This is a genomic window from Rhodopirellula sp. UH5 (genome assembly GCF_056839225.1).
The window spans coordinates 306417-332859 of record NZ_CM166390.1; the positions used below are offsets into that span (position 1 = coordinate 306417).

15 protein-coding genes are annotated in these 26443 nt (G+C 57.7%); 13 read left to right on the top strand and 2 right to left on the bottom strand.

Annotated elements, in window-relative coordinates:
* The first annotated feature begins 4 nt into the window (after positions 1-4).
* Both UH5x_RS01120 and UH5x_RS01125 read left to right on the top strand, forming a co-directional pair.
* On the top strand, positions 5-898 hold the full coding sequence (locus UH5x_RS01120) for a rhomboid family intramembrane serine protease (protein WP_482634409.1): 894 nt from the start codon (positions 5-7) through the stop codon (positions 896-898).
* A gap of 439 nt (positions 899-1337) precedes the next feature.
* Entirely contained in the window at positions 1338-2669 is a 1332-nt protein-coding gene (locus UH5x_RS01125; protein ID WP_482634410.1) for a hypothetical protein, read from the top strand.
* 875 nt (positions 2670-3544) lie between these two features.
* Here UH5x_RS01125 and UH5x_RS01130 read toward each other — a convergent pair.
* Both UH5x_RS01130 and UH5x_RS01135 read right to left on the bottom strand, forming a co-directional pair.
* Entirely contained in the window at positions 3545-4591 is a 1047-nt protein-coding gene (locus UH5x_RS01130; protein ID WP_482634411.1) for a hypothetical protein, read from the bottom strand.
* Positions 4588-8154: a secretin N-terminal domain-containing protein gene (locus UH5x_RS01135; protein WP_482634412.1), complete on the bottom strand. Its 3567-nt coding sequence runs from the start codon at positions 8152-8154 to the stop codon at positions 4588-4590. The genes UH5x_RS01130 and UH5x_RS01135 overlap by 4 nt, the downstream gene beginning before the upstream one ends.
* Before the next feature lie 229 nt (positions 8155-8383).
* On the opposite strand from UH5x_RS01135, the gene UH5x_RS01140 reads away from it, so the two are divergent.
* From UH5x_RS01140 to UH5x_RS01190, 11 genes are all read left to right on the top strand, one after another.
* Complete coding sequence (locus UH5x_RS01140) at positions 8384-15346, top strand: secretin N-terminal domain-containing protein (protein WP_482634413.1); 6963 nt, start codon at positions 8384-8386, stop codon at positions 15344-15346.
* Between the two features lie 238 nt (positions 15347-15584).
* Positions 15585-17363, top strand: a complete 1779-nt coding sequence (locus UH5x_RS01145) for a GspE/PulE family protein (RefSeq protein WP_053061122.1) — start codon at positions 15585-15587, stop codon at positions 17361-17363.
* A 4-nt stretch (positions 17364-17367) separates the two neighbouring features.
* Entirely contained in the window at positions 17368-18588 is a 1221-nt protein-coding gene (locus UH5x_RS01150; protein WP_482634414.1) for a type II secretion system F family protein, read from the top strand.
* Between the two features lie 14 nt (positions 18589-18602).
* Positions 18603-19100, top strand: a complete 498-nt coding sequence (gspG, locus tag UH5x_RS01155; RefSeq protein ID WP_482634415.1) for a type II secretion system major pseudopilin GspG — start codon at positions 18603-18605, stop codon at positions 19098-19100.
* Positions 19101-19155: 55 nt separating this feature from the next.
* On the top strand, positions 19156-19755 hold the full coding sequence (locus UH5x_RS01160) for a pilus assembly FimT family protein (RefSeq protein WP_482634416.1): 600 nt from the start codon (positions 19156-19158) through the stop codon (positions 19753-19755).
* Positions 19752-20291 carry a hypothetical protein gene (locus tag UH5x_RS01165; RefSeq protein WP_482634417.1) on the top strand — a complete coding sequence of 180 codons (540 nt, stop codon included), beginning with the start codon at positions 19752-19754 and terminating at the stop codon, positions 20289-20291. The genes UH5x_RS01160 and UH5x_RS01165 overlap by 4 nt, the downstream gene beginning before the upstream one ends.
* On the top strand, positions 20288-21310 hold the full coding sequence (locus tag UH5x_RS01170; protein WP_482634418.1) for a hypothetical protein: 1023 nt from the start codon (positions 20288-20290) through the stop codon (positions 21308-21310). Before UH5x_RS01165 ends, UH5x_RS01170 begins: the two co-directional genes overlap by 4 nt.
* A complete protein-coding gene (locus UH5x_RS01175; RefSeq protein ID WP_482634419.1) occupies positions 21303-22937 on the top strand; it encodes a hypothetical protein in 1635 nt (544 codons plus the stop codon). The genes UH5x_RS01170 and UH5x_RS01175 overlap by 8 nt, the downstream gene beginning before the upstream one ends.
* Complete coding sequence (locus UH5x_RS01180) at positions 22885-24693, top strand: hypothetical protein (protein WP_482634420.1); 1809 nt, start codon at positions 22885-22887, stop codon at positions 24691-24693. The genes UH5x_RS01175 and UH5x_RS01180 overlap by 53 nt, the downstream gene beginning before the upstream one ends.
* On the top strand, positions 24690-25643 hold the full coding sequence (locus UH5x_RS01185) for a hypothetical protein (RefSeq protein WP_482634421.1): 954 nt from the start codon (positions 24690-24692) through the stop codon (positions 25641-25643). The genes UH5x_RS01180 and UH5x_RS01185 overlap by 4 nt, the downstream gene beginning before the upstream one ends.
* Positions 25640-26308, top strand: coding sequence for a hypothetical protein (locus tag UH5x_RS01190; protein ID WP_482634422.1), 669 nt, complete (start codon positions 25640-25642; stop codon positions 26306-26308). The genes UH5x_RS01185 and UH5x_RS01190 overlap by 4 nt, the downstream gene beginning before the upstream one ends.
* Positions 26309-26443 lie beyond the last annotated feature (135 nt).

A 26443-nucleotide genomic window follows, 5' to 3' on the forward strand; every position in this document is an offset into this window, starting at 1 on the left:
TGCCATGAACGAAAGACGCCCGGAACCCGAAATCGTCTTTCGTTCGCCCTCCCACCGCGATTGCATGGATGCTCGGTTGGTGCTGGAATCGGTGGGGATCTCGAACGAGATGCTTCAGCGATCAGGGGACTGGTGCTTGGTCGTGCCCGATGATCAAGTTGGCGCCGCCTTCGCAGAGTTGCAGTCGTATCGCAACGATCGTCTTGCCGAAACCAGTCCGTCGTTGCCACAGAAGTCACTCGTGTTCGGCGGCGCGATTGCAGGGGTGATTTACTATGCGGTTTTCATCGTTTCGGTCGCAGTTCTGGCAGAGACCTCCGCCTATGGGATCGACTGGAAAGCGGTCGGGCAGATGAACGCCGGCCAGGTGATGAATGGTGAGGGGTGGCGAACGATCACGGCGCTGACCTTGCATGCGGATGCCGGCCACCTGCTTTCGAATTTGGTGTTTGGCGGTGTCTTCGGCGTGCTAGCGGGGCGTCTTTTGGGTGGTGGATTGGCCTGGCTCGCAATCGTCCTGGCCGGTGCACTGGGGAACTTGATGAATGCCGTGATTCGGGACGGGGCGCACACTTCGATCGGCGCATCGACCGCCGTTTTCGCTGCGTTGGGGATTCTCGTCGCACACGCAATGCATCCTCGGTACAAGTCATCGGCGAAGGCATTGGTTCGCTGGAGTCCCTTGATCGGCGGCGTCCTGTTGTTGTCGTTCATGGGGATGGAAGGCGAACGAACCGATGTTCTGGCACACGTCACCGGTTTCATTGCCGGGATGGTGTTCGGCTGGGTTGGATGCCGATTGCCGGAAACATGGCTCGCCAACAGTTCATTTCAAATGATCGCAGGGTTGGTCACGGGGGCGATCGTGATTGCGTCATGGGTGCACGGGGCTCAGTGAGCTCATTCCGTGGAGAAGTTTGCGGGTGCGGACTTGCTGCCAGTTTCCTGTTTCGCAAGACACAGCTTCGGAGGCTTTGTCTTTTCTTTCACATCGGGTGCAGGCGGGAGCCTGCGAGGCAGTGTGTTCCCAGGCAGAGCCAGGGAACAAGATGGGCTCCTCAGCGCATTTTCTAGGCCCGGGAACACCACGGGGTTGCCGCACGGTCACTGTTCCAATTAAAGTGTTTGCAACTATTCTATACAATGACATGCACATAGAGGTTTGGCCAAGAGTTGGTTTCCGCACAATGGCTTGCGTGGCCTGACGTCCCGCACCTTGAATCAAGTGGAAGCGGACCAGACAACGCTTGTCCTGCGATGGTTCCTTGCGAACAGAGGATGCACCGGGGTGCGCACGAATCCATGCATGCGGAGATTCTTGGCGTTTCGAAAGAGACATGACCCGAATTCGAACACGTGACTTTGGCGAGCAAATGACGAACCCTCCATCGATCAAACGCCTTCTGAGAATGGCTCTGGCGTCTGGCTGGTTGTTGTCCTTTACCGGCCTCTCTGCGGTGTCCGCGCAAGGTCTGATGGACATTGAGGAGCCGCCGTTTTCTTACTCCGAAACGGTCGAGGACAATCGAGTCAGTCGATTGATTGCGAAGATCCAAGACAAGGAATTGCGTCTGGATTACAGCAAGCCACGTGGGCACCTGGAATCGATCCTGCGGGCCTTGGATATCCCCGTTTCTTCGCAAACGCTGGTGTTTTCCAAGACCAGCATGCAAGTGCAGCACATTTCGCGTTCCAATCCAAGAGCCCTCTATTTCAACGACGACACCTATGTCGGTTGGGTACGTGGCAGTTCGTTGATTGAAATTTCAACCGCGGATTCGAAGTTGGGGGCGGCGTTTTACACCGTCGATATGAAACCCTGGCGAGCAAAGATTGAGCGCGCGAATTATGACTGTTTGGGGTGCCATGCGACATCCATGACGGGTGGGTTGCCGGGGCACATGCTCCGCAGCGTTTCGCCTTTTCATGACGGAAGCATCAACGCCCAATTCCCGTCGCACGTGACCAGTGATTCCAGCCCCTTTGCCGAGCGTTGGGGCGGTTGGTACGTGACCGGCAGCCATGGTTCCATCCAGCACATGGGCAATGCCTTCTTGCGGGGTGAGATGTTGGACTTGCGTCGCAGCGGCAATGTGACCGACTTAGGAGATCGCTTTGACACGTCCGGGTACCTGTTGCCGACCAGTGACATCGCCGCGTTGATGGTGCTGGGACATCAAGCCAGTGTGCACAATGTTTTCGTGAAAGCGGATTTCACCATCCGACAGTTGGAATACGATCGCACACAGCGTCAGGCGGAAGGTCAGAGCATCAGCGAATCGGAGGAGGCAGAGCAAGCTCTGCACATCGCTCAGGCTGCAACCGAAGTGCTGAATGCGATCTTGTTCAGTGACGAGGAGCCATTGGAATCACCGATTGAGAGCGCGGGAGATTTTGTGCGTGAGTTCGAGGCACGTGGTCCGATTGATTCGAAGGGGCGGTCGCTTCGGCAGTTCGATCTGCAAACCAGGTTGTTCAAGTACCCGTGCAGTTTTCTGGTCTACACAGAAGCCTTTGATGCGTTGCAACCAACGCTGCGAACAGAGATTTTGACTCAACTGCGAACCATCCTGACAGGTGAGACCGTGGCAGACGAATACTCGCATCTTGATGCAACAATGCGCACCCAGTTGCACGAGATTTTGGTTGAAACCCTGGCGGGCTATTGAACCGCTCAGGACTCAAGACACGACCCAGGCAGGGCGTGCTGGGGCTGTCAGGAACGATGGTGCAACCGACTTGTGTCGCCCTTTCAGGGCTTGGTGGGTTGGTTTGCCATGTCATCCACGGGTTTTCACCCGTGGCGACAACCTGTCGTCCCTTTCGGGACTAGGGCCGGGAGTTCGGCCACGAAGTGGGGGTGTGATCTTGCCATTGGGCGTCAGCTGATGGAGAGCAAGGCGGCCACGCGCGATGAGCCCCGCAGGGCTGGCAGCAACGATGAGGCAACCGACTCATGTCGCCCCTTCAGGGCTTGGTGGGTTGGATTGCCATGTCATCCACGGGTTTTCACCCGTGGCGACAACCTGTCGTCCCTTTCGGGACTAGGGCCGGGAGTTCGGCCACGAAGTGGGGGTGTGATCTAGCCATTGGGCGTCAGCTGATGGAGAGCAAGGCGGCCCCGGCGATGAGCCCCGCAGGGCTGTCAGGAACGATGGTGCAACCGACTTGTGTCGCCCTTTCAGGGCTTGGTGGGTTGGTTTGCCATGTCATCCACGGGTTTTCACCCGTGGCGACAACCTGTCCTCCCTTTCGGGACTCGGTCCGGGAGTTCGGCCACGAAGTGGGGGTGTGATCTAGCCAGTGGGCGTCAGCTGATGGAGAGCAAGGCGGCCCCGTGCGATGAGCCCCGCAGGGCTGTCAGGAACGATGGTGCAACCGACTTGTGTCGCCCCTTCAGGGCTTGGTGGGTTGGTTTGCCATGTCATCCACGGGTTTTCACCCGTGGCGACAGCCTGTCGTCCCTTTCGGGACTCGGTCTGGGAGTTCAGCCACGAAGTGGGGCGTGATCTATCCATTGGGCGTCAGCCCATGGGGGAGCGTGTCACTTCTCCATGGCGTCCGGCAGGCGGGTGGGGGTCAAGCTTTCGCTTGCTGACTCACGTGCCGCTCGCGAAAACCCGTAGCGAGGGGTTTTCGGCAAAGAGGGAATCCATCCCGCCGGGATGGAATGCTGGCGTGTGCCGTGCGGGGCGGCGTCCAACTGCTCGTCTCCAAGGGTTCGAAACGGGTACGAATTCCGTGTCGAAGTTGAGGTGGTGTCGTCGAGTTGCGACTCGTTCGTGGCGGCCGCCGGTGAATCAGGAGTGGCTGGGATCTGCTCGGCGGGGATCGCCATCGAATCAACCGACTCCGATGGGCCGGTCAGGTGGCGATAGAAGCTTGGTGGCAAGTCAATGGTTTGCGTCTGACGACGCGGTGGTTGCGTCGTCGCTGCTTCCGCCGCTTGCCTTCGGAACGTCGCCAGTTGCGTCAACGATTTCAGATCCGTTGAACTTCCAGCCTGTGTTCCGCCGGCAGCCTGTTCACTGGCCAGCTTTGGACTGGCAATGGGCCGATTCAGTCCTGGCAAAAGTTTGACGGTCGAGTCTGAGATCACGACGCCACCGGACCGTCCTTCGAATCGGACGATCAGGCTCAGTTGCTCGTTGAAGCCTCCGACTTCGTCCCAGGGACACCACACGCTGTACGAGATCCCCATCGACGTGTTGCTCATGTGTTCGGCGAACTGGTCGGCGGTGAACACAAACTTGCGTTTGGGTTTCGCCGAATTTGGGTTCAGGTCGTCCGCGTCAAATGCATAAACGGCCAATCCTCCGTCCACCTTCACTGGATCTGGATCTTGTTCGTTGTAAAAGTAGATTCTGGCCCCGAAACCTCGGACGCCAGGCTTTTGTGGTTGATGCAAAACAGTGTCCGCCCACATCACCATCATGCGAGTGGGGACAACTGCTTCGACTTCCTTCTCAAACAGTTTCTTGGTCCAGGACGGCCGGTCCGGCACAAACTGGCAGCCCGCAGCTGGAATCAATGCGACCAACAAGACCGCGATGGCTATCGTCTGAAACGGGGCAGTGAATTTGACCATCATAGACTCCCCCTGAAACCAGAGCCGGTGGACTCACTCGGAAGACCTGGCGAGAAACCATCGGGTGTCCCCAATGATTCGGGCTCAGGCAGCAATTCAGGGTCGGAAGGGAACTCGGATTCGAGGACCGGTGCTTCCAGCACACGTTGTCCCCGAGGATCTTCATGCGGGTAGATCACCTCGATGCCCTCATCTTGGTGAGAGTTCGAGAACAAGGAATCCATCACCGGCTCGCCGATGATTTCACCATGCAGATTGAACACGTCACAAGCACACCAGCTCATGCGAGCCATTTCAGTTTGCTTCAAGCGTTCCATGTCGGCTTCTGAACGCACGATATGCGGGGTCAGGATGATCAGCAGTTCAGCCCGAGTGTTTGTGACGGAATCATAACGGAAGAGGTGTTTCACCAGTGGGATGTCACCCAGGTAAGGAACCTTGCGATGATGTTCCTTTTTCTTGGTGGAAATCAATCCGCCCAGGACAATCGTCTCTCCGTCGGCGGCACTGACCGTTGCTTGAGCACTCGCCACGTTGACTCGTGGGCTCCGCACGACCGTGCCATCGGCGGTGGCCGAAACTGGAATGCCCTCCGATTCTGGTCCGACCTCGGATTTCTCGGCGTCAATTTCCATGGTCACGTTGCCTTCGGGGCTGATCCTCGGCGTCACGCCAAGAATCAAACCAACGTTCTCCATCGTGATGGTGTTCTGTTGGCCAATTTGAGTGATCGTTGAACCTGTGATCCGTGGGACACGTTGACCCACTTGAATGAACGCCGATTGATTGTCGAGCGTCAGAATCTGTGGTCGGCTGAGCACTTCCAAACGACGAGATTCTTCCAGTGCTCGCAACAAGGCGCTGACGTTTTGACTGCTGGCCGACAACACCAACCCGCCAAAGCCAAGCTCAGCATTGGATCGACCGAGTGAAAAGTTTGAGAGACCTTGGCCAGCCACATTGGCAGCACTGGAAACCGCTTGTGCGGAACCGCTGTTGCCCAGTGGATCGACACTGTTGAAGTTGAACCCTGGGTCATTTGTGGCGGACACCACACTGTCTTGTGTCGTGGATGTCACCGCTCCGCCTGGCGATGTCACGTTCGTGGTGCTTGTGACCGTCAACAGATCGCCCAAGAGACTGCGATCAAACAGGACCGAATCCTGGATCCCAAGCTCGACACCAAACTCATCGGTGTTGTTGAGTGCGACTTCCGCGATCAAAACTTGGATCATCACCTGCGGGGGTTGTTCGTCAAGCTTCTCGATCATCGTTCTGATTTCGGTGAAGTAGCGAGGCGTCGCACTCACGATCAGCTTGTTCGAGACCGGCTCGGGCACGACCACCACTTCCTTTTCAAGTTGCGCGAACGGATTCAAGGTGGCGGGCGATGCGTTTTCAACCTGCCGCGTGTTGCGGAGGAACTCGTTGATTGCCAAGGCAACATCAACGGCAGGCGAATTCTTCAACTGGTAAACGATGTTCTGTCGTTGCATCGCATCCGCTTCATCAAGTCGCAGCAGCAGTGCATCCACAATTTTTAGGTCACCATCGGAACCGGTGGCGATGATGCTATTGCTCCGCACGTCGACCGTGAATCGCAGCGGTGCGAGCGAGGATTCGCCTGGCGAGCTCGACAACTGGGCGCTCGTGACCGGGTCGGCTCCCACCTGACTTGGCAACAATGAGCGAAGCGTGAGGATCAGGCTCGCGGCGTCACCATTTTGAATGGGGAAGATCTTGATTTTGGCGACCATACCAGGAGAATCAAGTTTCTCGATCAACGCTTCGATGACTTCGAAGTTTTCAGCCGGAGACGAAACGATCAGATTGTTCTTGCGAGCATCCACGGTGATTTGGACGTTGTCCAAGAGGCCTGACATGATCGCCTCGCCACGCCCCCTGTCATCCAGCATCAGCTCCATTGCACTGGGGCGAGCACTGGAACCGGCGGTGGAGATGGTTTCGCGGAGCGTCTCCGCAACATCGGCTGCCAAGCTGTTTTGAATCTCAAAAACCCGCGTTCGCTGGACCGTCCCGCCCTCCAGCGTATCGAGACGCTCGACCAACCGAGCCAACTCCAACATGTCTCGCGGGGCCGCGTGAATGATCAGCGAATTCGTGCGTGAATCAATGGTGGATTGGATCGTCGTTGCGAGACCACCTGGGCGATTGGCAAAGAAGGTTCGGACCGTTTCTTGCACGGATGCGGCGGATGCATATTTCAATCGAAACAGATTGAATTGACTTTCCGGTGGAACGGGTTGATCCAGTTTGCGGATCAGGTCTTTGAGTGCGGCAACGGCATCGCCCCACCCCAGCAGCAGGATTGCATTCGGTTTGCCCAAAGGGGTCACGGTGGCACGACCCTGGCGAGTCCCGAGCAGACTTTCTTGGGTTTGTTCGATCAGGTCGGCGATGCTTTGCGAATCGGTGTGTTCGAGATGGAGGACCTCAATGGCTGGTTGCGTCTGGCGACTGAGCTGTTCCAATTCACGAATGATTTCCGCCAGTTGGTCCAGGTCTTGGTCGCGGCCCCTCAAAATGATTGCGTCCAAGTCCGGCAACGTTTGCACCTCAACACCTTCCAACTGGGGCAGTGAGGGGCTTAAGGTTCTCGGCGGAGCGGCACGATTGGGGGCGCCGTTCGTTTCTTCCGGCTCACCGGTCAGGGCAGGCAATTCTTCGGGCGCCTGTGTTGAGACTTGTCGAAGTCCCGTGAGTCGATACAGCAGCTGGGACCGTGGATCGTTGGCACTCGCACCGTGGGTGTGCGGTTGGACGATGCCGGATGGGTTTGTCGATCGCAGCATCTGTTGCACGTCCGCTTGCACGTCTTTCTGCAGCATCAGGACACGTTGTTGAGGTTGCCCCGTCAGACTCGATGGTTGCCGCTGATAACGTTCGACGAGTGCCGAGAGCAAGCGTCCAAATTGGTTGACCACCGAAACGGGACCATCGACGAGCACATCTTCCCGCTCCAGATCAAAACGGATTTGCAACGTTCCAGAGGGAGTCGCGAGTGACCATTGACCTGACGACGAGTGGCCACCGGGTTCAGCGGTGGCTTTCAGACGCTGTTCAAACAATCGCAACAATTCGTCACGGATGAGCTTGGACTGGCCTGTCGGCAGCGGCATCAACCGCCTGGTCGTTTCGATGTTGGCTGAGGCGGACTGAGTCGGGGGCAGCAATTGAGCGGAGCGGTCGGGTGAACCAACGGGATTGGATGCTGCGTTCCACCGTGCGGGAGTCTCCTGCGGAGCCTGCGCGGGTTCCACTCTTGGAATGTCAACGCGCTGAAGCACTTGTTTGAACAGATCGTGAACCCACGGTGGACCCGCGACCGAAATTCGATCGTGCTGCGTGTCGGTTTGCAGTCGCACATCGGGCGAACTGGCCACCAAGGGTGTGAAGACGCGCTCGATTTCCGCGGCCGTTCGAAACCGCATCGCGTACGATATTGTTTCCGGCGGTTCCACGGTTTGCGCAATGCTGGGGGTCACACCGAGCGAGATGATCAGCAACAACAGAATGTGAATGGTTCGGTGCCGATCGTGAGGCATCCTAGCTTCCGGCTTTCGTAGAAAAAAAAGATCGGCGCGCACAGTCGCCTGTCGCCGAGATTCGTCAGCGTCTCGAACTAGGCAATCGATTGCTCGCCTGTCAAGTCAAGTTGCGGTGATTGCTTGACCCACTGACGGCACCAGTTAGAGTGACAAACTGGTTCGAAGTGTCCCCAGAACCCTCCCCCCCAAGCTTCCGATTTGCGAAGCTCCCGCCGGATTCAACTCCATGCTCCCCCCCCGACACCTGTTTCGCGTCGTTCCATTGCTGTTGGTTTGTGCATCGCTGCAGCCGGTCGCAGCCCAGCCTCCAGATCAAACCACGCCAGGGACCGCCGATCCAACAGCGGAATCTGAAGCCACTCCCCCCGCTCCGTTGCGATCGCCATTTCCTGCCGACCAAGTCAGTCGATTGGTCCACCCGGAAATTGCCGCCGAACTGGGCTTGGACGATCAACAGCGTGCCAAGATTCAATCGTTTCTTGCGGAGCGACTGGAAGTCAGCGCGTCGCCTGACGCTGCCGACAAGAAGGCACGTTTGATCGCGATCGACCAGCAAATTCGTGACACACTCAACGCTGACCAGCTGAAGCAATGGAGCACGACTGGCCCAACCAGTGCACTTCGTTTTCAATTTCGCGAGCAGGCTTGGGGCGACGTGTTGGATTGGTTCGCACGCCAAGAAGGGTTGACGCTGGTGATGAACCAGGTCCCGCCGGGCACGTTCACCTACACCGACACGCGATCCTACAACGCGTCCGAGGCAATCGATTTACTCAACAGTGTTTTGTTGACGCGTGGTTACACGCTGGTTCGCCGCGAAAAGATGCTGACGGTGTTGCAGCTATCCAATTCGATCCCGATTGAACTGATACCGCGTGTTCCGTTGGAAAAACTGCCCAGTCGCGGCAGGTTCGAATTGGTCAGTGTGCTGTTCTCGCTCGGCAACCGCCCGGTCGATGCGGTGATCAACGAGGTCCAGCCATACTTGGGCACCTTTGGCCGTGCGATCCCGTTGCCGCAAAGCAAGCAGTTGTTGGTCGTTGAAACGGCGGGCAAGATGGACACGATCAATGTTTTGATCAACACGGTCCCAGAACCACGGGCGACCCCCAAACCAGAAAAGCCAGAGAAGCCGCCCGCACCCGTGTTTGCTGCCTACGCACTCGGGGACCTGGACCCCGTTGTCGTGCTGAGTGCGATGAAGGAACTGGTCGGTAGCGAGCGGATCGCGGTCGACGAAAAAACCCGACTGCTGACCGCCTTTGTGATCCCCACGCAACAGACCGCGATTCAAACCGCCGTTGAAAAAATGCGTGAGGAAATCGAGACCGCGCCAGCAAGTGTTTCCGTCGCCTACCCACTCCGCAGCGGCAGCGAGGAACAAATTCGCGAACAAGTCACGGCGATCGCACCGCGTGCCACCGTCAGTGTTGACGCGGTTGCGGCTCGGGTGCTGATCACTGCATCGCCTGATGAACAGGATCGAATCGCCGAAGCCTTTTCTGCGATGGGCATCTCGGCAATGAAATCTGAGATGAAAGTCAAAGCGTTTCAGGTTGACCCTGTTCAGTCCACAGTCATTTCCACCGCCCTGCAGTCCATGATCCCGACGGCCCAGGTCGTGGGCAACGCTTCGTTGGGAACTGTGGTCGTTCGCGGCAGTGCCGATGACATTGTCTTGGCCGAACAGGTGATCGAGCGTTGGCGTGGGGCGGACTTGGACAGCGGTACCACTCTGCATGCATTTGATCTGCCACTCCCAGGAACCGCCGATTGGCTTGCCACGGTCGCCAAGGTCATTCCAAGAGCACAGATTTGGTTGGACCCGGACGCGAAAAAGCTGGTCTTGCTCGGTACGGCCGAAGAGAAGACTCGCCTGGAAACGATGCTGCCTCAATTGCTGACCGCTTTGCCTGCACCCCCCGAACGCACGCTCAAGACGTATGCACTGTCGGCGACGGAATTGACCCGTTGGCAACAGTTGGCACCCGTTCTCACCGCACAAATCCCGGGCATCCAACCGATCGTGCGTCCGGCGGGGGATGACGGTTCGTCGGAGTTGTTGGTGTGGGCCACCGACCAAGACCACGTCCGCCTGGGCGAAGCGATCGCACAAGTCAAGCAGGCGACCTCGCAGACGGCGCTGCAGTGGCCGAAGATTTACGATCTGGACCAGCGTGACCCTGCCCTGTTCAGTGAGTTGCTCTCGATCCGGTTCCCCGGCGCGCGAGTCACCGCGGATGCCGCATCGGGCCAACTGACCGTGTGGGCCGAGCAAGAAACGCACGCGAAAGTGGCTGAACTGCTAACGCAGATCTCTGACGAACTGCCGTCGAATCCTGAGTTGGTCCTCCAGAGTTATCGTTCCGCCGACCGCACACCGACCGAACTGCAGGCCTTGCTTGCACCCGTGATTGCGTCCGTCACGGCCGCGGGAAGCCGTGGCACATTCCAACCGATTGGACCGATCACGGTCGACACGGCCGGCCGACGATTGCTGGTCATGGCAACCGAAGACGCACACCAAAAGATCGGTGAATTCGTCAACGAGCTCGACAAGCCGATGCCGGCTGAGCAGGAACTCATTTTACTGGCCTACAGCCTGGCGGAAGCCCAAGCGACGGATGTGAAGCTGCTGATTGATCAAGCGATCGATGGTGCGACGGTGATCGCCGACGATCGCCGCCAGCAACTGGTTGTCACGGCAACGCTGGCACAGCATGGGCGGATCAAAACGCTGATCCAGGAAGTCGACCGGCCCGCATCCAAGTTCGCCAGCGAGGAAATCCGGGCTTATGAACTAAATGAATTGCAGGCCGCAACCATGCTGCCGACGCTGCAAGCGATGTGGCCGCGAATGAAGCTTTCCGTCGATGCCACCAGCAACCGAATCGTTGCCTCAGGCAATGCGGAGGACCATGAATCGTTCCACCTGTCGATTGAGCGACTCAACACGTCGGCCACTGGCGAATCGATGCGTGTGGAAACGTACAGCCTTCCGATTGGCGACTTGAAAACGTTGCCGACCGTGCTCAATCAAATCGCCCCGCAAGCGATCATCAGCACCGACACGACCAACCGCGCGGTGGTGGTCTGGGCCAGCGACGACCAGCACAAGCGAGTCGCAACGGCAATCGAACAACTGACCATGGCGGCGGAAGATCGCCGTGAGATCGAGGTTCATCAAGTCGCCCCGGAAAAGGCAGCGGCAACACGATTGGTCCTGATGACGCTGTTTCCAACCGCCAGCATCGGAGCCGACGCGGCGAATGGGCAATTGACGGTCCTGGCGTCCAAGGACTTGCAACAAAAGATCGCTGAAGTCTTGGCAAAGACCACTCAAGCCGACAAGGAAGGCTCGAAGCTGGAACCTCGACTGTATGACACCAACGCCGAGATTCGCACGGCCTTCACCAGTGTCATGACCACCACGGTGCCTCGTGCGACCGTCATCGTGACTGGTTTGACGAACCCGAACAAAATGATGATTTTGGCCTCGCCAGAGGATCACGAGCGAGTCGCCGCATTACTCAAAAAGCTCTCCGACGAAACGGGGCCAGCCCCCGAAACCAACGTGCGGGCTTACGAACTGGACCGTGCCGATCCCACGGCGTTTCAAACTTTCCTCGCCGAACGCCAACCCGCTGCGAAGATTCTGAGCGGCGCGGGGACCAACCGCTTGGTGATTGCAGCCACTGAGCAGGCCCACGCTGGGATCTCGCAAATCATCGAAGAGCTGGAAAGAGTGTTTGCCGAAGCGGGCCAACGGGAATTGAAGGTGTACCCAATTCGCAAGGATCTGACACAACAAGCCGTCACCGGGGTTTCCACCGAAGTCCCACGAGCGAGGCTGCTGCCGAGCGCTGACCCGGAGCGGATCCTGTTGCTTGCGTCACCCACGGAACACACCAAGTTTGCGGCGTGGTTGAAACGGTTGCAGGAACAGGTCCCAGCACCGGAACCGACCACGTCGGTGGTCTACCCGTTGGAATTCGGTGACCCAACAGGTGCGGTCCGAGTCCTGACGACGCTGTTGCCGAAGGTTGTCTTCGCGGCAGACGCGGTTGGGAAATCGGTTGCGGCGACTGGCACAGCGGAGGACCACGAAACGATCCAAGCGTTCATCCAACAGTACGACGACCGCCAAATGGACAACGCGGAAACGAAGGTGTTTGAACTGGGCGATGCCGATGCCACGTCTCTTTCGCTGGCCGTCACCCAGATGGCACCGACGGCTCGCGTCACGCCGGACCGAATCAGCAATCGATTGATCGTGACTGCGCCCAAGGAGATTCTGGAACGCATTTCGGTGGCCATCGACAGCATGGAATCTGATCCCGCCAAGCAACGCACAACGAAGAGTTACGGGTTGGACGAAGGCACGACCTACTCGCTGACCCCTGCGCTCCAGGGCTCGTTCCCGCGTGCCAAGATTGCCGCCGACACAACCAACAACCGTCTGATCATTTCAGCGACCGAGGCCGAGCATCTCGAAATCGAGAAACTATTCGATTCGTTGAACTCCGCCGACTCGAAGGTGATCAGGAGCTACGTCCTCGAAAACGGCCGCGCGACGACCACCCGACTGGCATTGCTGTCCAGTTTTCCAAAGACCACCATCTCAGCGGACTCAACGACCAACCACTTGATCGTTTCCGCCAGCGAGGAGGACCATGCAAAGATCGCCGAGGTGATTGAGGGCATGAACGCCGATGGGAAACAAACCACCAAGAATTACGCCTTGGAAAACGGCAGTGCGGCGGCCATCCGGTTGGCATTGCAGTCCAGTTTTCCGAGCACAACGGTCTCCACGGACACGGTCAACAACAGCTTGGTCGTCTCGGCAAACGAAGTCGACCACCTGATGATCGAGGCGTTTGTCGAACAGTTGAACACGGGGCAAACCAAGCTCACCAAGACCTACGCGTTGGAGACTGGTCGTGCCACGACGACGCGTTTGGCGTTGCTGGCCAGTTTTCCGCTGACGACCATCTCCGCGGATTCGGTCAGCAACCACCTGATCGTTTCTGCCAGCGAAGAGGATCACGCGAAAATCGCCGAAGTGATCCAGGACATGAACGCGGATGGGAAGCAGGTCACCAAAAGCTATGTGTTGCAAAACGGCAGTGCCGCGGCCATCCGGTTGGCGTTGCAGTCCAGTTTTCCGAAGACCACCGTCTCGGCCGACACAACCAGCAACAGCTTGATCGTCTCGGCCAGTGAAGAAGACCATCTGATGATCGAGGCGTTTGTCGAACAGTTGAATGCGGGCGGGCAACAAACCACGCAAAGTTATGCACTTGAAAATGGCAACGCAGCGACACTGCGTTTGGCTTTGCAAGCGACTTACCCACAAGCCACGATTGGCGCCGACTCGGTCAACGACACCCTGATCGTTTCCGCCCCCGAGAAAGAGCAGCAAGAAATCGCCAAGCTGGTGCAGCAAATCAACGATGCTCCTGCACGATCGACGGAGATGCAAGCTTACCCGTTGGCCAAGGCAAACCCACAGAGCGTGGTCGACGCCCTGGAGCAAGCGTTCGGGCGACGGTCGACGGTGGGAGTCAGTGCCGATGACGAAAGTGGAACCGTGTTTGTTGTCGGCCTGCCGCGCGAGCAGGAAATTGCCAAGCAGGTGATCGAGCAAATGGACCGCATCGATTCCTTGGCACGCGATCGTCGTTTGAAAGCGTTTTCACTCGCCGGGATTGATGGCGACGATGTGGCGGAGGCCGTGCAGACCTTGTTCGCTGATGCCCGTCCGTCTGTTGATGTGCGCTACGACTTTTACAATGAACAACTGGTGGTCATCGGCAACGAAGAACAATTGAAGTTGGTCGAAGAAACGTTGGTGCAGTTTGATCCGCCCGAACGCGAACTCGAGATCTTCCCGCTTCAGGAAAACGATCCGAACTCCGTTCGCGAGGCGGTGAATTCCCTGTTTGCGGACTTGCCGACCAATGAGGTTCCGGCGATCACGGTCGACCAGGATCGCCAGCAATTGTTGATTCGTGCGACCACGCAGCAACTCGGTGAGATTCGAACCTTGCTCGTCCGGCTTGGCGAAACCGTGTTGTCGGTGCCAAGGACCGATCAAAATTCCGCGGGAGTGCCCCGTTCCGGTGCTCGAGTGCGAACGGTTTCAGTCGGCCGCGATTCCGAATCTCTTTTGAAGCAGTTGGAACAGGTCTGGCCCAAACTTCGCAAGAACCCACTGCGGGTCATCCAGGCAGGCGAGGTCGAGGCGACACAGGAGGGGCTGGAACAGCAGAAGCCACAACAAAACCCCGCGGCGGTGGATCTGCAAAGCACCAACCGTCGCGGTGACCCTGCGGTGCAGTTGGTCGCCAACCAAAGCGTCGAAGAAATGACGGACGCCTCTGAAGCGGGCGAAGTGGACAACCCGGCCGTCCTGATTCTGCCGGGTGACGGCCAGTGGGTGATTGCCTCCGAAGACACCGCGGCGCTCGATCTGCTGACAAAATTGATGGAGGTTGCGTTGAGTCCGCCGATGACCGCCGTCACGGAAAGTGGCAACCTGTCGGTTTACGTGCTGAAACACGGCAATGCGGAGGACTTGGAAGATTTGCTGACAGACCTGTTTCAAGAAAGTCGTGCCAGCTCTCGCGCTCGGCTGACCACCGACATGTCCCAAACGCGGATCGTGGCTGACACACGAATCAACGCCTTGATCGTTCAAAGCTCTCGGGCGACACGCGGTGTGATTGAAGATTTGTTGGCGGTCCTGGATTCGCCTGAATTCATTGACTCGCTGCAACTGGTGACGCCGCAGATCGTTCCGATCCTGCACACCAGCGCTCAACGCGTGGAAGACATGCTTCGCACGGTGTACGCCAGCCAGCTTTCTCGCGGACAAAATCGCCCGCAAATCTCGATCCCGGAAGGGGTGTCCGCGGAAGTCGCCTCGATGTTGGAATTGATCAATGCCGAGAATTCGGGCCCGCTGTTGACGTTGAGCACCGATGACATCAGCAATTCGATCGTGATGCGAGCCCCACCCGAACTGTCCCAAGAAATCCGTCGTTTTGTCGAGCAAATCGATCAGCAGTCCGTCAGCAATCGGGCGGGCAAAATGCGAATCATTCCCCTGCAAACGACCAATGTGCAGCAATTGGAGCAGGTTCTACAGCAATTCCTGCGAACTGGACGCGGCGGCAGAGGCCGCTGAGGAACACTTTGACTCAATGGACCTACTTCACTACCATTGAGTGTTAACACCCACCCCAAATCAATCGGGACGCCCGCAGACACGGTTGTCGTCCGGCGCCCGATCCCACCCCAAGAGCCAAAGACTGTCGTCGAATCAGCAGGCCGTGAAAGCACATTGCGTGATTTCACGATCGGTTGTCAGGCGTCGCCATTGCGTCTCTGCGAATGAGTCTCGCTGACTTCCCGTCGCCACTTTCGTGAGCAGTGCTCTCGTTGAAGTCGACCGGATTGTCTCGGCCGAGTTCACCGCGGGCGATGCGAGTGTTTGGCCCCACCCAAGCGTGCTGACCATGATTACGCAAATCGACGGAATCGCACCCGCCCTGAGCGCCCTGCAACTTCGGCAAGTCGCCGATTCTCTCCGGGACCGCAGTGAACTGGGCACACTGGCCATCCAGTGGGACTTTGAAAGTGACGTCGCGTTGTTGGCGGAAACCGCACGCGTGATGGGCTTGGAATGGCTGGACGCAGAAGAAGTGGAAGTCGACCCGGCGGCCTTGGATGGGTTCCCGCTGAAGATGATTCACCGCTACGAGGTGTTTCCGCTGGAACGCAATGAGAATTGGATCCGCTTGGCGGTCAGCAACCCATTTTCGTTTGGAGCGTTCGACACGATCGCCACCGCGCTGTCGCTGGAAGTCCGCCCGGTGGTCGCGACGCCCGAAACCGTCCGCCAATTGATCAAGCAAAACCTGGGCGTGGGTGCCGAAACGATCGACGGCTTGATCGCGATGCAGCGACAGCAGAGCGGCGATGTCCAGATGCTCGAAGAGTTGCAACTCGACGGGTCCGAGGACGCAGAAGCGGCCGCGCAAGCGTCGGTCGTCCGGTTGGTCAACGAAATCCTCAGTGAAGCCGTCGAGACGCGAGCCAGTGACATTCACATCGAGGCCCAAGAGAATCGACTGAAACTGCGATACCGGATCGACGGTGTGCTGCAACGGCAAAGTGTGCCGCAAGAGATGAATCAATTTCAGGCGGCGATCGTCAGTCGCTTGAAGATCATGTCCAAGATGAACATCGCGGAAAAACGAGTGCCGCAAGACGGCCGCATCAAATTGCGAGTGGCCGGACGCGAGGTCGATTTGCGGGTTTCGATCATTCCGATGTTGCACGGCGAAGGCGTCGTGATGCGGGTGCTCGATAAATCGAACCTCAGTTTGTCGTTGCGTGACATCGGAATGCCCGAAGACACGTATCAGAAATATCAAAAGCTGATTCGAATGCCGCACGGGATCGTGTTGGTCACCGGCCCGACGGGCAGCGGGAAAACGACCACGCTGTACAGTTCGCTCAATGAGATCAAATCCGAAGACACGAAGATCATCACGACGGAAGATCCGATCGAGTATCAACTCGAAGGCATCAATCAAATCCAAGTCCAACAAAAGGTTGGGTTGACGTTTGCTGCCTGCTTGCGAGCGATTCTGCGTCATGACCCGGACGTCGTGCTGATCGGTGAAATTCGCGACTTGGAAACAGCTGAGAACGCAACGCAAGCCTCGCTGACCGGTCACATGGTGTTCAGCACCTTGCACACCAACGATGCCGCTGGATCGTTCATGCGATTGTGCGACATGGGCGTGGAACCATTCCTGGTCGCCAGCACGGTCGAGGGCGTCATGGCACAACGGTTGGTCCGGCGTCTGTGCTCCAGTTGTCGCCAAGAGTACACGCCCAACGTGGCGGAACTGCCAGACGATTTCCCTTTGGAAAAATTGAACGGTCCCCTGTACCAGCCACAGGGTTGTGAGCAATGCCGTGGCACGGGCTACAAAGGCCGGATGGGAATCTATGAACTGCTGGTCACGAACGAAAAAATTCGTGACCTGGCGACCCAGCGCGCAGCATCCAATTTGATCAAGAAGGCCGCCATCGAAGCCGGCATGCAAACGCTGCGTAGCGATGGTTGGGAAAAAGTCTGCAGTGGATTGACGACCGTGGACGAAGTGCTTCGCGTCACCAAGGCGGACTGACAGGATGCCAGACTTCGCATATGTCGCAAAAACGGCGACGGGAGAACGGCGGGAAGGCACCATCGCCGCCCAAACACGCCGGGCAGCGATGCAACGATTGCGTCAGCAAACGCTGTACCCTGTCAGTGTTTCCGATGTGAAGCCTGCGATGGGAGACGTCACCCAGTTCCAGCTGCCCCAACGCATCAAGAAGGAACAGATCGCGGACCTCTGTACCCAGTTGGCGGACCTGCTGAACAACGGCGTCCCCATGTTGGAGGCCCTGTCGATTCTTGGCGAAGTCACGATCAACCCGCGATTGCAAGACGCTGCCAAACGGATCCACGACGCCGTCGCCGAAGGGGCAACCCTCGATCAAGCGATGGCAGCCGAACCCGCCATCTTCTCTGAACTGACGCTCAGCATGGTCCGGGCGGGGCAAGAGGGTGCGTTCTTAGAAGAGTCACTCCAACGAACCAGTGTGTTCTTGTGCAAGCAAGATGAGATGCGTTCCAAAATTGTCAGTGCTTTGGCCTACCCGATCATTCTGGGCGTCGTTGGCACCTTGATCACATCCTTGATGATGGTCTTTTTGGTACCCAAGTTCCAACCGTTCTTTGATCGTTTGGAAGCCACAGGATCTGGTCTGCCACTGATCACGGTGTTGTTGCTGGCGGTCAGTCACACGTTGCTCAACTACGGTTTGCTGTTGCCGATTCCGGTCATTGCAATTGTGTTTGGGCTCAAGAAATACTTGGCCTCCGACAGCGGACGCACGACCTGGGACACGTGGAAGTTAAAGATCCCCGTGCTGGGTGACATCTTTCATGACGCCGCCGTTTCACGCGCGTGCCGTGTGCTGGGGACGTTGCTTCGAAATGGCGTGCCACTGCTGAAATCATTGAAGATCAGCAGTGAGTCTACCGGCAACCGCCTGCTGCAGCAGGCCATGCTGAAGGCGGCTGAGAACATCACCACCGGTGATACCTTGGCCAAACCATTGGCGGCGAGTGGATTGATTCCGCCTCAAGTCATGGCAATGATTCGCATCGCAGAAGAATCCAACACGCTCGACGATGTGTTGGTCAAAATTGCCGACCGCATCGACGGCAAAGTGGAACGTCAACTGGAAGTGATGGTTCGAATGATCGAACCATTGATGCTGGTGTTGATTGGTGGCATGGTCATGTTCGTGATCGTGGGCGTGTTGCTGCCAGTCTTCGATTTAAATTCAACGGTCAACTAAAAAGGGAAATTCTTATGAGACGTCGAAGCACTCGCAAACGCAGCGGTTTCACGCTGTTGGAATTGATGATCGTGTTGATCATCTTGGTCGGATTGATCGCCATGGTGGGACCCCGACTGCTCGGGTCGCAACAGAAGGCGGACATCCGAACGGCGGAGGTCCAAATCGGCAACTTGGCCTCGGCACTGAAAATGTACGTGGTTGATATGAAGGTCTTTCCGGCAACCGAAGACGGCTTGGAAACGCTTTTGAAAGCACCTGATGATGAGCGTCTCGCTCGCAAGTGGGCGGGCCCTTACATCGACGGCAGCAAGCTTCCGCTTGATCCTTGGGGCAACGACTTCGAATATGAATTCGATGCCGTCGAAGGTGGCAGCGATAGCTCGCAACCTGCTTTCCCGCGTATCTTCTCAATTGGTCCCGATGCCCAAGCGGGGACCGATGATGACATTGGAAACCAACCCGCTGAAGGCGAAGAGGAGTCGGAATTGTCCGACTCGAGCGACGCTTGAGGCCTCGCTCGTTTTGAAATGTCCCTGCAAGACCGGGTTCTCGCTGTTGGAACTCATGATCGTCTTGACGATCATGGTTGGGGTCGGTGCTGTCGCGTGGCCGAGCTTGCGAAGGCCGATGGCGGACAGCAGTGTGCAGCAAGCTGCCAATCTCTTGCGGGCTGAAATCTCCGATTGCAGACAAACCGCAGCGATTGAAGGGGAACCTCGTTTGATGCGATTCAGCGCCAACCAGCCCCTCGTTGCATCGGGGCACTGGGCCGACCTGGTCGCCGAACAATTGATCGGCGATCGTTCGCAAAGTGACACTGCCACTGATACAGAGCGAGAGCTCAAAACTTGGGAACTTCCCATCGACATCGTGATCGACGAAGTTCAGCTCGATCAACGCGCCTACGTCGTCGCCGATGAAACGTCGATGCCATCGGACGCGATCGATCTTGAGACGTCGACTTGGTACCTGCCGTTCTTGCCCAGCGGCCAAACGAGAGCGGCCATCGTCGTGCTGCGTGACACTGCCACTCACAGTCGCGTGGCCCTCGAAATTGAAGCGGTCACGGGGATGATGCGAACGGCTCGTTTGTCACCCGCGACACCTGGCGATGCGTCGTCGAACGCCCCGCTACCGCCCCGCGATGGGGAGCTTTCCAATTGAACCCTCGACTGAATCTTCGGCGCAAACCACACAGCGGTCTCTCGTTGATGGAAATGGTGCTGGCCACCGCGTTGCTGGCCAGCAGCGGTGTCGCACTGTTCACCTTGGTGGGACAAGCGACCCAGTTGGCGCGGAGGGCCGAGGAGCGAACAGTGGCACTGCAAATGGCCCAGTCAACGATGGACGAGTTCCTTGCGACCGGATCGAACTCGGAGTTGGAGATGGAGGGCAGTTTTCCGTCGGATCCGCGTTGGCGCTATCGAATCGAACTCTCGGACGTGGAGGCAACGGATCAAAGTGAATCCAAGCTGAAGCGAATTGTCGTTTCGATTGATCGCGCCAACGAACGAGGTGAGACGGCATCGGACACGGCAGTCGTGAGTCTGGTCCGCTGGACAAGAGCAACGAAGCCGCCCAGCCAATCGCCGAATGATTCGGTTTCACCGGAATCCTCAGACGGACTGCCACCAGATGCATTCCTACCTGACACACTGTCGCCGACAAGTTTGATGCAGGCGGATTCGATCACGCCATGAACAACGAAGAAGTTCGCCGCGGCGGCTACACGATCCTGGAACTGATGCTCTCGCTGATCTTGCTGGCTGCGCTGATGATGGTCGCTTGGTCGATCCTGGGTTCGTATCGGGACGCGGAGCAACGTGGATGGAATCAAGCCTATCAAATGCAGGTGATTCGCATCGCCCGGGATTGGCTGGACTCGGACGCGGCCAGTTTGATGGAACCTCGTGTTTCCATGAGTCCGTCGTCGACTCCCACACCGTCGTTTTTGTCACACCCCACGCAATTGCGACCCTTCCAAGGGAACGAACTGGGCTTTGAGGTTGACTTGATTCCGTCATTCGATCCGTTGCCGTGGTTGGAAGCGGTCACCCAAGCGGAGGCCCCCCTGTCCACGACAACGCAAGCACGCAGTCGCGAAAATTCAAGCACCTCGATTGCACTGGATCCGCTCACCATCCATCACCTGCGTTACACGATCGTCCCCAGGGATGTGATCAGCGGCGCGGGAGCCACGGATTCCGCGGAGGAACTCTTTGATGTGCGGCGGGAACTGGTTCCGGTTGATCGCTGGTCGAAAGCCTCCGTTTCGTCATCTGAAAAGGAGTTGACGATGGCTGACCTGTACCGGGTTCCCGATGAGGAACGGCCAATTGAATCCGCTGCCGATGGCGCGACGTTGGCGACCAGCATTCGCAATCTCGTTGCTCCCCGTTTTCGCTACAGCGACGGCGCCCAATGGCTGGGCCAATGGGACAGCCAATTGAAAGGTGGGTTGCCACGCGCGATTGAACTGAGCTTCGATTTGCCATCCGCATCAACCTCTTACGAAACGGTCGTCCCAGAAGAAGACGAAGCGGATGAATTCGTCGCGGAGGACTTTGCGGACATGGTGATGTCGTCCGAACCAGTCGCAACGATCGATGAGAGTTCCTCCAGCGGCGAGGATGACGCACTCATCCGCGACGTTCGAATCGTGGTGTTCATCGCAGGCAGCCGGCTCCCAGGCAGTCTTCCAGGTGATCCGCATGAATAGGCCGCGAAACGGAACGGCTCTGTTGGTGGTCATGGTGATCGTGACCATGGTGGCGTTGGCTGCGTATGGATTCAACCAGCAGATGGCCGACGCCTACCGATCCAGCAAGCTGCAAATCGAACGGGCTCAAGCTCGGTTGACGGTCATGAGTGCAATCGAAGCACTGCAATCCACTTTGGAACAACCTCGTGGCAGCCGTTTGTCCTGGCATCGGGAACCGGCGGCGTTGTTCACAGGGGTATCGCTGCGAGAAAATGCCAGCCAGACAGAAGACGTCGAGCCGGAATGGATGTTTTCCGTGTTGTCGCCCGCGGATCCTGCTGCGGTGGGAACTTCCATGGAGCTCGCCAAGGCATGGCGGTTCGGACTCACCAATGAATCCTCCAAGATCAACTTGTTGGCACTCAACCAGTGGGAAGCGGCGGTCCCCGGGCAGGCGAAAAAAACCCTGATGAATTTGCCGGGGATGGACCTGGCGATGGCGCAAGCCTTGATGAATGCCTATGGGATCGTTGACACGGCACCGGCGAGTGCCCTGAGTCTGAGCGATCGTATTGGTGCGTTCTCCGATGAGCAGGGATCCGGTGGCGTTTCATCATCCGGTGGAGATGACGCTGACGAGCGGATTCGCCAGTGGGCAAATCGCTGGACCGGCGGCGACTGGGACATGAACTACCAGCTGGATTCGCTTGAGCAAAACCTGTTGGAGGAGCAAACATCTTTGGGAGCAACGGGCTCAATCGAGGGGACGGCCAATGCGAGGCCGGTTGCCTGGCGAGACCATCTGACATTTGACAGTGGACAACGGAACGAAAGCCTCATCGGTCAACCAAGGGTTTTCTTGAACGGGGCGAACCTGCAAAAGCTTCACCAGGACTTGCTGGCGATTTGGCCGGCCGATTGGGCGAACTTTGTGATCGCCGTGCGGCAGTTTGGCGTCCGCGGGCAATCGTCCTCTCGGACTGGGACCTCGTCGGTAACCGCCGCTGAGTGGACACCGGACTTTTCGATCCCCGCGTCCGTGCGAATTGCGAGCCCTTTGGAGTTGGCAAATGCGACGGTCGAGGTTTCCCAGGCCAATGAGAAACCATTCTCAATCCGCAGCCCGTTCTCGGATGACTTTGGCGACCGCAGTAACTACATTAGGAGTCTGGTTGACGATGTGACGGTTCATCCCAGTCGCGTGATCGTTGGCCAAGTCGACGTGATGGAGGCTCCCCGCCCCGTCTTGCTAGGCATTCCGACGATCACCCCTGAAATCGTCGATCAAATCATCGAGCGACGTGCGTCTCAAACGGGTTCGGTTTCACCGACCGATACGAACGTCTCGCGGGACACAATTGCTTGGCTATTGATTGAAAACGTCGTCGACTTACCCACCTTTATCAAACTCCAGCCCTGGATCACCGTTGGAGGCGATTGCTACCACGCTCAGATCGTTGCCTTTCGAGACCCTTTCACGCCGACGTTCCGTTGCACTGTGACGCTGGACGGGTCGGCCCCTCATGTCGCCCTGCGAAGTCTTCGCCAGTGGGATGCGTGGGGAAAGGGTTTCACTTTCGACGAATTGCGTGGTGAGCTTTCGCCAAACCCACCCTTGGATCATGCCGGTTCCCACCTTCCTTAGCCGCTTGCCCTTCCTTCACTCGTTCGCCGCACCCTCCAAACGCGGTCCGATCGTGGTCGCTTCGTGGGACCAGGTGAACGTGTATTTCCTCGTGGTGAGGGAACGCAAAGACGGGTTGGCTGCGGTTGCTTGGGGGACCCTCGCCCGGGAGGCGGAGCAGCCTGCTCTGGCCGTTCTTCAGCAACAGCTCACTGCCAGCAAAATCACAGCCTCCCGTTTGGTGTTGTTGCTACCGCGGACGGATCTGGAGATGACGACGGTTGAGATCCCGCCGGCCGACGCATCTGAAGTTGCGGCGTTGATCCGAGCCGAAGTGGAACAATTGATTGGCGATGGAGATCACGAGTTGGTCGTTGACTATCGACTGCTTGATGGCGCGACGTCGCCGATGGTCGCAGTCGCGGAAACAGCCTCCGACGCCAGTGAAGCCGATGAAAAACAAGTGGGCGAACCCAAACGCTCGCAAACGGCGGCTGCCTTCTCGCTGGAACAAAGTCAGCTGAACGCCTGGACTGATTCAGTCGCTCAAACGGGACTGCAACTCGCCGCGTTCACTTCCCGACAAACCGCGCCCCTGTATCAACTTCGGCAGCAACGCGTCTTCCGTTCGTCCTTGTCTGTGCTGATTGTGGTGTATGAGGGCGAGGTTGAATTGTCCTTTCTTCGCGGCAGTCGCTTGGCTTCGTTGCGAACCTTCCGGGCCAGCAGTCATGATGCGGGAGCGTTGACCGATCAAATTCAATTGGAAGTGCAACGCAGCATTTCATTGATGGATTTTGTCGCTCCTGGCGAAATGCCAGAGATGCTGGTGTTGGTTCGAGGTCCGCGTGACGCGCTGCCTGAGGGCACCGGCCAGCAACTTGGCAGCGACTCCGACACCGACCCATTGCTCACGCTTTGCGACTCACTCAATGCACGCCCGGTGACACTGGGGATCCCAGTCGATGCGAGCAGCGAGCAGACGCCTGATGACGATGCCCTCGCTCCGGACCCCGTGCTGGCGGCCGCCGCATCGGTGTTTCAAGAACATCATTTGGCGGTCGACTTGGTCCACCCCAAGGTTCCGCCCGTGCCACCCAATCCGATGCGTCGGTGGATGGCAATCGCGACCTTGGCTGTGGTTAGTTTGGGAATCGGGGCTTACACGTTGCTCAGCGATGTCCAGGCGTTGAAGACCCTGGTGGACGACAAAAAACAGGAATTGGTCGAAGCGGATCGGGTCGCGGCCAAAATGCAAGAGAAGGCCGACGAGACTCGGTTGGTCCAGCAATGGCTTGGCGACCAAGTCGATTGGCTTGCCCAGTTGCAGCGTTTATCCAGCCGTTTCCCCGAAGGCCAGCTTGCCAATGTGCGGCGTTTGTCCGCCGCGGCCGATGGCAGCACGGGCGTGATTGATATCTCGGTGCAAGTGAACGATCCCAACCGCGTTGCCGAATTGGAAAATGCACTCCGCGATGCCAAGTTCTCAATCACAAGCAAACGAGTCAGCGAGCAAACCAACAACGAAGAGTACCCTTGGCAGTTCGAAGCCAGGATCGCGTTTCCCATCACACCCGTCGACGAGCGAGAAGAAGAGATCTTCACGCAACCCGCTGGAATCATTCCCCCGCAGGAAGTCGAGTCCTCCGCGGAATCCGCGTCCCCCGTTGCCAGTCCATTGCCAGAACAACCTGCGGTGTCTGAACAAACCGATGCGTCCGAGCAGTCCACGCCCGCGGACGATCCGAAAACTGATTTGCCAGAGGTTTCCTCATGAACGCCAACCGTCGAACAATGTTTCTGGCGGCCGGAGGAATCGCGGTGATTTTGATGTTCGCGATCGACACCAGTTATCAGTCTCTGATCGAGCAACCAAGCCAACGCTATGTAGGTCAACTGAAATCCGTCGAGTCGAAATTGCAAGACGCCAACCGGTCCCAGATCACCGGCCGGCGATTGGCCAACCAATTGGATGGATTCGCATCGCGGGCGCTCCCGTATGATCCAGCGCTGGCTCGATCCAGCTACCAAGATTGGCTCTTGAAACTCGTCGAACAACATCAAATGGAATCGGCCTCCGTTGACGCCGACACACCGCGTCCGATCGAAGTCCGGTCACGCACCGCCAAGCGAAAGTCCAACCTCATCGGCCATCGGATTGGATTCTCACTTCGCGCTCGGACCACACTGGATCACCTGACCGATTTCTTGCATGGCTTTCACCGTTCGGCGCAGCTCCACAAGATTCGTAGCTTCTCTGTGACTCCCCTGGTCAATGGCAACCAATTGGAACTGAATCTGGCGATCGAGACGTTGTCGCTGGAGTCGACCGAGCGAGAAGGGGATCTTTCAACCTTGGTTCGTAGCGAGCAAACCTACCCACCGCGTGAAGACTACAACCAATTTGTCAGCCGCAACTTGTTTGCGAAGGGATTCTCCAAGTCACTGGGGCAAGTCCGTCTGAACGCAATCACGCAAAACCGCGGCGGTCAATCGGAAGGGTGGTTCTCGGTTGGCTCACCACCTCGAACACAAATCATCGGACAAGACGAATCGCTGGACCTGCCGCTGCACACCGTGCAGGTCAAGTCATTTGAGGAAGACCGCGTTGCTTTGAGCGTCAACGAATTTGATTGCTGGCTTTCGCTAGGACAATCGCTGGGCGATGTCTTGGGGCATCCGGCACCCGCATCCGTCGAAACACTCCAGGAAGTGGAACAACCATGATCACCCCCGCCCCCTCCATGTCACGTCTTGTCGCCATTTCTGCGATCATCGTGTTGACCAGCCTGTCGATCACAGAAACCGCTCAAGCCCAATTGTTCGGCGCCAGGACACTCGGGCAACCGCTCACGAGACGGCCCTCGGTCAGCCAGGGTGCGCCGCCAGCGATGGAATCGGCGGGGTCGGTTGAAGGCAGTGAACGCTTCCTGCGTGGCAATCGTTCGCGGGACGAATTTGTGGGGCCCAGTCGTGGTACTCAACAGGGATTCATTGGCAGTGACCAAGCCATCGGTGTCGGCCGCGTCCGTACATCGGTCGAATCGCTTCGCGAACCACCCGATCGCTCGGCCCAGATCAATCAGCCTGTTCCGCCGCTTGCCGCCGGAGCCATGTACTACCCGCAATTGTCGATCTCCGTTTCTGAGATGGCCGATGAAGCGTACGTCACAGCGGTCATTCTTAAACGTGACGAAAAGCTGGCGGCCAGATTGAGTCACGTCGCTGGCTCTGCGATTCAAATCTCGTATCAAGGCAACCGGGCGATCTTGAGTGGCGTCGTTGAGTCGGAGGCGGTTGCTGAAAAACTCCGGGTTTTGGCGTCCTTTGAACCGCACATTGACGAGATTGAATGCCAGTTTTGGACCCGACAAGCCCTCATTCGCCACTGATCCCAACTCGTTCCCAGGCTCCCGCCTGGGAACGCAATGGCTCGCAGGCTCCCGCCTGCTGACTCGTGGATGTGAGGCAGGAGCCTCCAAGGCAGTGTGTCCCCAGGCGGAGCCCGGGGACAAGGTTGAACGAGC